The organism is Mesorhizobium sp. M7A.F.Ca.ET.027.03.2.1 (genome assembly GCF_003999175.1).
Lineage (GTDB): Bacteria > Pseudomonadota > Alphaproteobacteria > Rhizobiales > Rhizobiaceae > Mesorhizobium.
In genome coordinates this window covers 1-7,850 of sequence record NZ_RZOM01000170.1, presented here as the reverse complement: position 1 = coordinate 7,850, position 7,850 = coordinate 1, and the positions used below count along the sequence as shown (strand labels likewise).

The following is a 7,850-nucleotide window of genomic DNA, read 5'->3' as shown; positions in this document are numbered from 1 at the left end:
GCCGGAAATCTCCTGTCCGGTTCCCGCGGCCGATCTCGAGGGCCAGGCCTATGCGAAACCGTTGCCGGCCGAGAACGCGACGCTGACGCCGCAGCCGGGCGACATCGTGCTTTCCTACGTGCCGCCACGCATGTGGGGCGGCAATCCCAATGCGATCTTCGACATCGGCCTCTACTACGGGCAGGGCGCGCGGCTCTTGTTCCCGATCGGCTGGCTGGCCGGCAGCGTGGTGGCGCAAGTGCGCGTCGAAGAGCGTGACCGGTTCGCCGCCGCTTGCGGTGTCATCCGCCGCAACGGCGCCTGCGATGTTACCTTCAGCCTGATGGAGGCTTGAATGGCCGACGACAGTTTCGAGCTGTTCGATCTTCGCGTCGAGGCGGTCATCCCGGAGGGCAAGCCGATCTATTGCGGCGCCAAGGAAGGCGACTATTTCGAACTTAAGGGCGAGATGCTGTCGATGCCGGCAGGGCAGGGTTTTTCGATCTATTCGCTCGCCGCCGTCTTGCCTCTGCTGGCGGCCAAGCAGCGCCCAACCCACCCGAACGACTGGATGACCTCGGACGCGGAGATCGCTTGTCCCGATCCCAATTGCGCCAGCCGGCTGAGGATCGTCAGGATGGCCAAGCGGCGGTTCAGCCACGCCGAGACCACGGCGGTGCCGCTGCCTAAATGCCTAAAGAGGATGACCTGAGATGAGTGCCAAGACCTTCGAACTCGGCTCTGGCTACACCATCTCGCGCGTCATCCGCGGCGGTTGGCAGCTGGCCGGCGGCCACGGCGCCATCGACCGCAGCCAGGCGGTGGCCGATCTGATCGCCACCTTCGATGCCGGCATCTGGACCTATGATTGCGCCGACATCTACACCGGCGTCGAGGAATTGATCGGCGCCGCGCGCCTGCGACTGGCCAGTGAGCGCGGCCTCGATGTCGCCGCCCGGATGAAGGTGCACACCAAGCTGGTGCCCGACCTCGAACGGCTGGCCAGCATCAGCCGCGACTACATCAGGAGCATCGTCGACCAGTCATTGCGGCGGCTGAAGACCGAGCGGCTCGATCTCGTTCAGTTCCACTGGTGGGATTATGACCAGCCTCGCTATGTCGAGGCGATGGGCTGGCTCGACGAGCTTCGGCTTGAAGGCAAGGTGCGCAATCTCGGCACCACCAATTTCGACACGCCGCGCCTGGCTGAAATCCTTGCCGCCGGCATACCGCTGGTCAGCCAGCAGCTGCAATATTCGGTGCTCGACCAGCGGCCTGGCAACAGCTTGGCGAACCTCGCCGCCAAACACGGCGTCAGCTTCCTCTGCTATGGCTCGGTGGCCGGCGGCTTTCTCAGCGACAAATGGCTCGGCGTGGCCGAACCGGCCACGCCGCTCGAAAACCGCTCGCTGGTGAAATACAAGCTGATCATCGACGATTTCGGCGGCGGGGGCCTTTTCCAGCACCTGCTTCAGGCGCTGAAGGCCGTTGGCGACCGCCACGGCGTCGACATCGCCACCATCGCCAGCGCCTGGGTGCTGGAGCAGCCGCAAGTGGCGGCCGTCATCGTCGGCGCCCGCAACCAGGCGCATGCGCTGGCCAATGCAAAGATCATGGACGTTGCGCTCGACGCCGAAGACCGGGCGCGGATTGCCGCCGTCATCGCGCAAGGCACCGGTCTCGAGGGCGACGTCTACACGCTGGAGCGCGACCGTCACGGCCGTCACGGCTCGATCATGCACTACAACCTCAATGCGGGGAAGAAATGAGCGACGAGCCCTCCCTGTTTTCACGCGCCAGCGCCGAAATCATCGACCTGCACCGCTTCTTCGTCGACTGGTTCGTCGCTGCGCGCGCCAACACGGTGGACTTCGGCCGCTTCGAACGCGCCATGGGCAAAGACCTCAGCATGGTGGCGCCGGACGGGCAGATCCTCGACCGCGAAGCGGTCATCGATCATGTCCGCGCAAGCCGCGCTTCCTGCGACGATGGTTTTGCCATTTCGATCGAGGACATCCGGCCCGGCTGGCAGGACGCCGATACCATCGTCGTCCTCTATGTCGAAGCGCAGCTGCGCGCAGGCAAGCACAGCCGCCGCCAGTCCAGTGCCGTCTTCACCACCAGTTCATCGGCGCCCAACGGCGTTGAATGGCGACATCTGCATGAGACCTGGCTGCAGGTGCCGGAACGCTGAACAGGCTCCAGAATTCAAATACAGTCGAGTAACGAAAGGGGAACAACAATGACAAAGACGATACTCCAACTCACCACCGCGCTCGCCCTCGTCACGATGGCGGGTGCTGCGCAAGCCGCCGATTGCAAGATCACCGTCGGCCTCGTCATGGAGCTGACCGGCCCGGCCGGCGAATACGGCCAGGCCGGCGCCAAGTCGGTCGAGATGGCCTTCCGCGACATCAACGGAGCCGGCGGTGTGCGCGGCTGCGATCTCGTCACCGACACGCGCGACAGCCAGAGCCAGGGCAACGTCGCCGTTGACGCCGCCACCCAGCTGGTTCAGGTCAAGAAGGTGCCGGTCATCATCGGCGGCATCATCTCCTCGGTGTCGATCCCGATCCTGACTTCGGTCACCGCACCAGCCAAGATCGTCCAGGTCTCGCCGGCTTCGTCCTCGCCGACGCTGACCGCGCTCGGCCGCGACGGCAAGACCAACGGCATCTTCTTCCGCACCATCACCTCGGATGCGCTGCAGGGCGTCGCCGCCGCCAAATACGCCGTCGACAAGGGTTTCAAGAAGCTGTCGATCATCCATGTCAACAACGATTTCGGCGTCAACATGGTGGCCGAATTCTCACGTGCCTACAAAGCGCTCGGCGGCACCATCGTCTCCGACACGCCCTACAATGAGAAGCAGTCGAGCTATGCCTCGGAAGTCACGGCGGCAATGGCCGGCGAACCGGACGGTCTTTACCTCGTCAGCACGCCGGTCGACGGCGCTACGGTCGCCCGTACCTGGATCTCGCAGGGCGGCGTGCAGAAATTCCTGCTCAATGACGGCATGAACAGCCCGGACTTCATCGAATCCGTCGGCGCCGATTATCTGAAGGAAGCCTACGGCACGTCCTCCGGCACCAGCCCGACGGCCTCGACGGAGTATTTCACCAAGAACTACAAGGAATTCTCCGGCATCGAACCGACCAATCCGGCGGCCGACCGCTCCTATGACGCCGGCGCGATTGTTGGTCTGGCCATCGCCATCGCCGGTTCGGAGGATCCGGCCAAGATCAAGGACGCGATGTACAAGGCCGTCGATCCTACCGGCACGCCGATCTTTGCCGGCAAGGAAGAATTCGCCAAGGCGCTCGGCCTGATCAAGGACGGCAAGCCGATCCGCTATGAAGGTGTCATCGGCCCTGTCGCCTTCGATAAATATGGCGACATCACCGGCCCGTTCCGCCTGTGGAAGATCGTCGACGGCAAGGTGGCAACGGACGGTGAAATGACCACCGACGATGTCAACGCGCTGCAAGCCAAGCTTCAGTAAGACAACTCTCCGGTATCGATCACGATCCATCGTGATCGATACCGGACGATTGTCCTGTTTTACATTGCCGACGGACACGGACGACGTCGCTTTGCGTGGACGAGCGTTTGCCCGGCAGGCGGCGTTTCGGCCGAACATGGCATCGGTCTCGACAAGAAGAAGTGGCTGCATCTGGTCCGCAGCGACGCCGAGATCGCCACGATGCGGCGGCTGAACGCAGCGCTTGACCCGAGAAACATCCTCAATCCGGGACGGGTCTTCGACCTCGACCCGACTGCCTTCTGCCGATGACGATCCCGCACAGCCTGACGCATCAGCCGCTTTGCCTTGCCGCTTCGCGGATGGTCTGCAGCAGGATGGAAAAGGCCGGCGAGGGCGCGGTGTCGGTCCGCATGGTCAGGCCGACCGGTCCCTTGGTTTCCTCGGTGTTGACCGGCAGGGCGACGAAGGCGCCGCTGCCGAGTTCATTGGCAACGACGCCAGCCGAAATGATCCAGACGGCATTGCTTTGCCGCAGGAAGGCGCGGCCGAAGGAGTCCGAGACGGTTTCGATCTCGGTTGCCGGCGCCGTCATGCCGTTGGTGATGAACAGGCGGTCGACGAAGGGGCGGATGACCGATTCCCGCGTCGGCATCAGCATCGGGAATTCGTCGAGCCGTGCGAACACATCCTGTCCCGGATCGAGCAGCGGATGTCCGGCTCGCACCACGAACAGCACCGGTTCAGAATAGAGGTGCTCGAAGAAGAAGCCGGTCATGTTTTCCGGCGCCGCCAGCCGTCCGACGACAAGATCGAGCGCGCCGGTGCGCAACTGTTCGAGCAGCACGGCGTTCTCGCCGGTTACGATCTTGATCGCCGCACCTGTGTCCTCCTCGAGGAACAGACCCATGGCGAGCGGTATCACCCGCGCCGACACTGTCGGCAGCGCGCCGATGCGGATCGGGTGCCGGCTGACCGCTCCGTCCTGGCGGACGGAATCGATGCCTTGCTTGAGTGCCGTGATCGCCGTTCCGGCATGGCGAAGAAAGATCTCGCCGATGCGCGTCAGTCGGATGCCGCGGCCGTCGCGCTCGACCACCGCAACCCCCAGCGCCCCTTCCAGCTCGCGCAATGTCTTGGTCACTGCCGGCGGGCTGACATGCAGCAAGTCAGCCGCTCGTGCCACGCTTCCCTGCCGCGCGACCTCCAGGAATGCCTGCAAATGGCGGAACCGGATCCGGCTCTCAGACATGAATTAATAACCCATGAGTTAATGAAACGACGCAAAATATCATTTTACTGAACCAAACGCCTTGTGCAATGTGGGGGCAAAGGACCGAAACCGTGCCATTCCTCACCATCGGCGGCATCACGCTGCACCATCGCCACATCAAGGCGAGCGGCAATGAGCGCCCTATCATATTCATCAATTCACTGGGCACCGACTTCCGGATCTGGGACGAAATTGTCTCGGCGCTCGATGGTGAAATGCCGCTGCTGGTCTATGACAAGCGCGGTCACGGGCTGTCCGACATCGGCGACATCAGGTCGATCGACGATCATGTCGATGATCTCTCGGGCCTCATCGATCATTTCGAATTGAGCAAAGTCGTGCTGTGCGGCCTGTCGGTCGGCGGCATGATCGCGCAGGGGCTCTATGCCAGGCGACCTGAAATCGTCGAAGGCCTGATCCTTTGCGACACGGCGCACAAGATCGGCACGACGGACAGCTGGAACACACGCATCGCAACGGTCGAAAGCAAGGGCATCCAGGCGATTGCCGATGGCGTGCTCAAAATGTGGTTCACCCCCGCCTTCCACGCGGCGCGTCCAGCCGAGCTCGACGGCTATAGGAACATGATGACCAGGCAAGCGCTCGCCGGTTACATCGGGACCTGCGTTGCCGTTCGCGATGCCGATTTCACCGATGCCGCACGCCGCATCTCGGTGCCGACACTCTGTGTCGCGGGCGACCAGGATGGCTCGACGCCGCCCGATCTCGTCCGCTCGCTGGCCGAGCTGATCCCCGCCGCGCGCTTCGAGATCATCCGCGACGCCGGACACATTCCTTGCGTCGAACAACCCGAAGCGCTGGTCGCCCTAATCCGCAGTTTTATCGCGTCGCTTGCCCCTGGAGCAGAAACTCATGGATGAAGTCCCCGGCGACGCAGCCAGATATCGCAAGGGGCTCGCGGTGCGGCGCTCGGTACTCGGCGACCGGCATGTCGACCGGGCCGAAATCGCCGCCACCGATTTCGACCAGCCTTTCCAGGAGCTGATTACCGAGGCTGCCTGGGGAACCGTGTGGGCGCGGCCGGGCTTCACCAAGCGTGAGCGTTCGATCGTCACGCTGGCGCTGCTGGCCGCACTCGGCCATGATGAGGAGATCGCCATGCATGTGCGCGCCACCGCCAACACCGGTGCGTCGCGCGACGACATCTGCGAGGCGTTCCTGCATGTCGCCATCTATGCCGGCGTGCCGGCCGCCAACCGTGCCTTCAAGATCGCCAAGGAGGTGTTTTCGGAAATGGACGGGAGCCAGAATGCCCGCTGAGTCCGGCTCGACCCGGAGGCCCGAGACCGGCGCCTTCTTCCAGCGCGACCGGACATGGCATCCGCCGGCTCTGACGCCGAACTATAAAACCTCGGTGCTGCGCTCACCGCAAAAGGCGCCGCTGTCGTTCGACAACACGCTATCGGAGATTGCAGGCCCGGTCTTCGGTCACGCCATGCTCGGCGAACTCGACGCCGACCTGATCCACAATTTCGCCAGGCCCGGCGAGAGCGCGCTCGGTGAGCGCATCCTCGTCTATGGGCGGGTGCTCGACGAACGCGGCGTTGGCGTGCCCGGCGCGCTGCTTGAGTTCTGGCAGGCCAATGCCGGTGGCCGCTATCGCCATAAGAGGGATGGCTATCTGGCGCCACTCGATCCGAATTTTGGCGGTTGTGGCCGAACTATTACAGGCGAGGATGGCTTCTATGCGTTTCGTACCGTCAAGCCCGGTCCCTATCCCTGGCCGAACGGGCCGAACGACTGGCGGCCTTCGCACATCCATTTCTCTGTCTTTGGTCACGGCTTTGCGCAGCGGCTGATCACGCAGATGTATTTCGAGGGCGATCCGCTGATCTGGCACTGCCCGATCGTGCGCGGCATCCCCGACAAGGCGGCCATTGAGACGCTGATCGCAACGCTCGACATGCAAGCGACGATCCCCTTCGACGCGCGCGCCTACAAGTTCGACATCGTTCTGCGCGGGCGCCGCGCGTCGCGGTTCGAAAACAGGCTGGAGGGCAATTGATGGCTCAGTCGCTCGACCGGCTCAGGGAGAGCCCCTCGCAGACCGCCGGACCGTACGTCCATATCGGGCTGACACCCAATTTCTGCGGCATCGGCGGTGTCTATCCGACCGACCTTGGCGCCACCATGGTCAACGACAAGACCAGGGGCGAGCGCATCGGCCTGCGCATCCGGGTGCTCGACGGCACCGGCACGCCGCTCAAGGATGCGCTGATCGAGATCTGGCAGGCGGATGCCGACGGGCTCTACAATTCGCCGGCAGAACCGCGCGGCACGGCCGATCCCAACTTCTTCGGCTGGGGCCGTTGCCCGACCGACATGGACACCGGCCTGTGTGCGTTCGAGACGATCAAGCCTGGCCGCGTCCCGTTCAACGATGGTCGCCTGATGGCGCCGCATATCACGCTCTGGATCGTCGCCCGCGGCATCAATCTCGGCCTGCACACAAGACTGTATTTTTCCGATGAGGAAAAGGCCAATGCTGAAGATCCGATCCTTGCGCGGGTCGAGCACCGCCTTCGCGTGCCGACGCTGATCGCCGAGCGCCAAGGCGATATGTATGTCTTCGACGTCCATCTCCAGGGGGAGAAGGAAACGGTCTTCTTCGATAGCTGATGCTCAGGAGGCCTGTGACATGACTGTATCGCCTTTCGACCATCCGCTGCTCTCCGCTCTTCTCGGCGACGAAGAAGCGGCGAGGCATTTTTCCGTCGAGGCGGAAATCGAGGCCATGTTGGCCTTTGAACAGGCGCTGTCGCAAGCGGAGGCCGATAACGGGATAATCTCCAAAGATGCCGAGGCAGCTATCGTGGCGGCGCTTGGCACGTTCCGGCCGAACACGGCTCTGCTGCGAGCCGGGGTCGCCAAAGACGGCGTCATGGTGCCGGAGTTGGTGCGCCAGATCAGGGCGGCGGTCGGCGAACCGCATGGCCAGAAAGTGCATTTCGGCGCGACCAGTCAGGACGTCGTCGACACGGGCCTGATGCTTCGGCTGAAACCCGTCGTCGAGCATCTCGATCTGCTGTTGACCGAAACCGTCATGCGCCTCGCCTCGCTCGAAGAGCGTTTTGGCGGCAGGGCGCTGACCGGCAT

10 protein-coding genes and 2 pseudogenes are annotated in these 7,850 nt (G+C 63.4%); 11 read left to right on the top strand and 1 reads right to left on the bottom strand.

Features of this window, described 5'->3' with window-relative positions; translation table 11 throughout:
- The 6 genes and pseudogenes from EN750_RS10320 to EN750_RS10295 form a co-directional block, all read left to right on the top strand.
- The coding region (locus EN750_RS10320; protein ID WP_127396360.1) for a DUF3830 family protein at nucleotides 1–334 on the top strand (334 nt) is incomplete at its 5' end.
- Nucleotides 335–691, top strand: coding sequence for a TIGR04076 family protein (locus tag EN750_RS10315; protein WP_127396359.1), 357 nt, complete (start codon nucleotides 335–337; stop codon nucleotides 689–691).
- A gap of 1 nt (nucleotide 692) precedes the next feature.
- Nucleotides 693–1,748, top strand: a complete 1,056-nt coding sequence (locus EN750_RS10310) for an aldo/keto reductase (protein ID WP_127396358.1) — start codon at nucleotides 693–695, stop codon at nucleotides 1,746–1,748.
- A complete protein-coding gene (locus tag EN750_RS10305) occupies nucleotides 1,745–2,173 on the top strand; it encodes a DUF4440 domain-containing protein (RefSeq protein ID WP_127266587.1) in 429 nt (142 codons plus the stop codon). The genes EN750_RS10310 and EN750_RS10305 overlap by 4 nt, the downstream gene beginning before the upstream one ends.
- 48 nt (nucleotides 2,174–2,221) lie before the next feature.
- Nucleotides 2,222–3,481 carry an ABC transporter substrate-binding protein gene (locus EN750_RS10300; RefSeq protein ID WP_127396357.1) on the top strand — a complete coding sequence of 420 codons (1,260 nt, stop codon included), beginning with the start codon at nucleotides 2,222–2,224 and terminating at the stop codon, nucleotides 3,479–3,481.
- Nucleotides 3,482–3,598: 117 nt separating this feature from the next.
- Nucleotides 3,599–3,772: pseudogene (locus tag EN750_RS10295) on the top strand (FAD-linked oxidase C-terminal domain-containing protein); the annotation flags it as partial.
- 22 nt (nucleotides 3,773–3,794) lie between these two features.
- On the opposite strand, the gene pcaQ reads toward EN750_RS10295, so the two are convergent.
- Complete coding sequence (gene pcaQ, locus EN750_RS10290; RefSeq protein ID WP_127396356.1) at nucleotides 3,795–4,712, bottom strand: pca operon transcription factor PcaQ; 918 nt, start codon at nucleotides 4,710–4,712, stop codon at nucleotides 3,795–3,797.
- A 92-nt stretch (nucleotides 4,713–4,804) separates the two neighbouring features.
- Between pcaQ and pcaD the strand changes: the two genes are divergently transcribed.
- From pcaD to EN750_RS10265, 5 genes and pseudogenes are all read left to right on the top strand, one after another.
- The gene (gene pcaD, locus EN750_RS10285) at nucleotides 4,805–5,614 is read left to right on the top strand and encodes a 3-oxoadipate enol-lactonase (RefSeq protein ID WP_127396355.1); all 810 of its coding nucleotides are present in this window, start codon (nucleotides 4,805–4,807) and stop codon (nucleotides 5,612–5,614) included.
- A complete protein-coding gene (pcaC, locus tag EN750_RS10280) occupies nucleotides 5,607–6,014 on the top strand; it encodes a 4-carboxymuconolactone decarboxylase (RefSeq protein ID WP_127318459.1) in 408 nt (135 codons plus the stop codon). The genes pcaD and pcaC overlap by 8 nt, the downstream gene beginning before the upstream one ends.
- The gene (pcaH, locus tag EN750_RS10275; protein ID WP_127318461.1) at nucleotides 6,004–6,759 is read left to right on the top strand and encodes a protocatechuate 3,4-dioxygenase subunit beta; all 756 of its coding nucleotides are present in this window, start codon (nucleotides 6,004–6,006) and stop codon (nucleotides 6,757–6,759) included. Before pcaC ends, pcaH begins: the two co-directional genes overlap by 11 nt.
- Nucleotides 6,759–7,373, top strand: coding sequence for a protocatechuate 3,4-dioxygenase subunit alpha (gene pcaG, locus EN750_RS10270; protein WP_127396354.1), 615 nt, complete (start codon nucleotides 6,759–6,761; stop codon nucleotides 7,371–7,373). The genes pcaH and pcaG overlap by 1 nt, the downstream gene beginning before the upstream one ends.
- A 19-nt stretch (nucleotides 7,374–7,392) precedes the next feature.
- A pseudogene (locus EN750_RS10265) lies at nucleotides 7,393–7,850 on the top strand (lyase family protein); the annotation flags it as partial.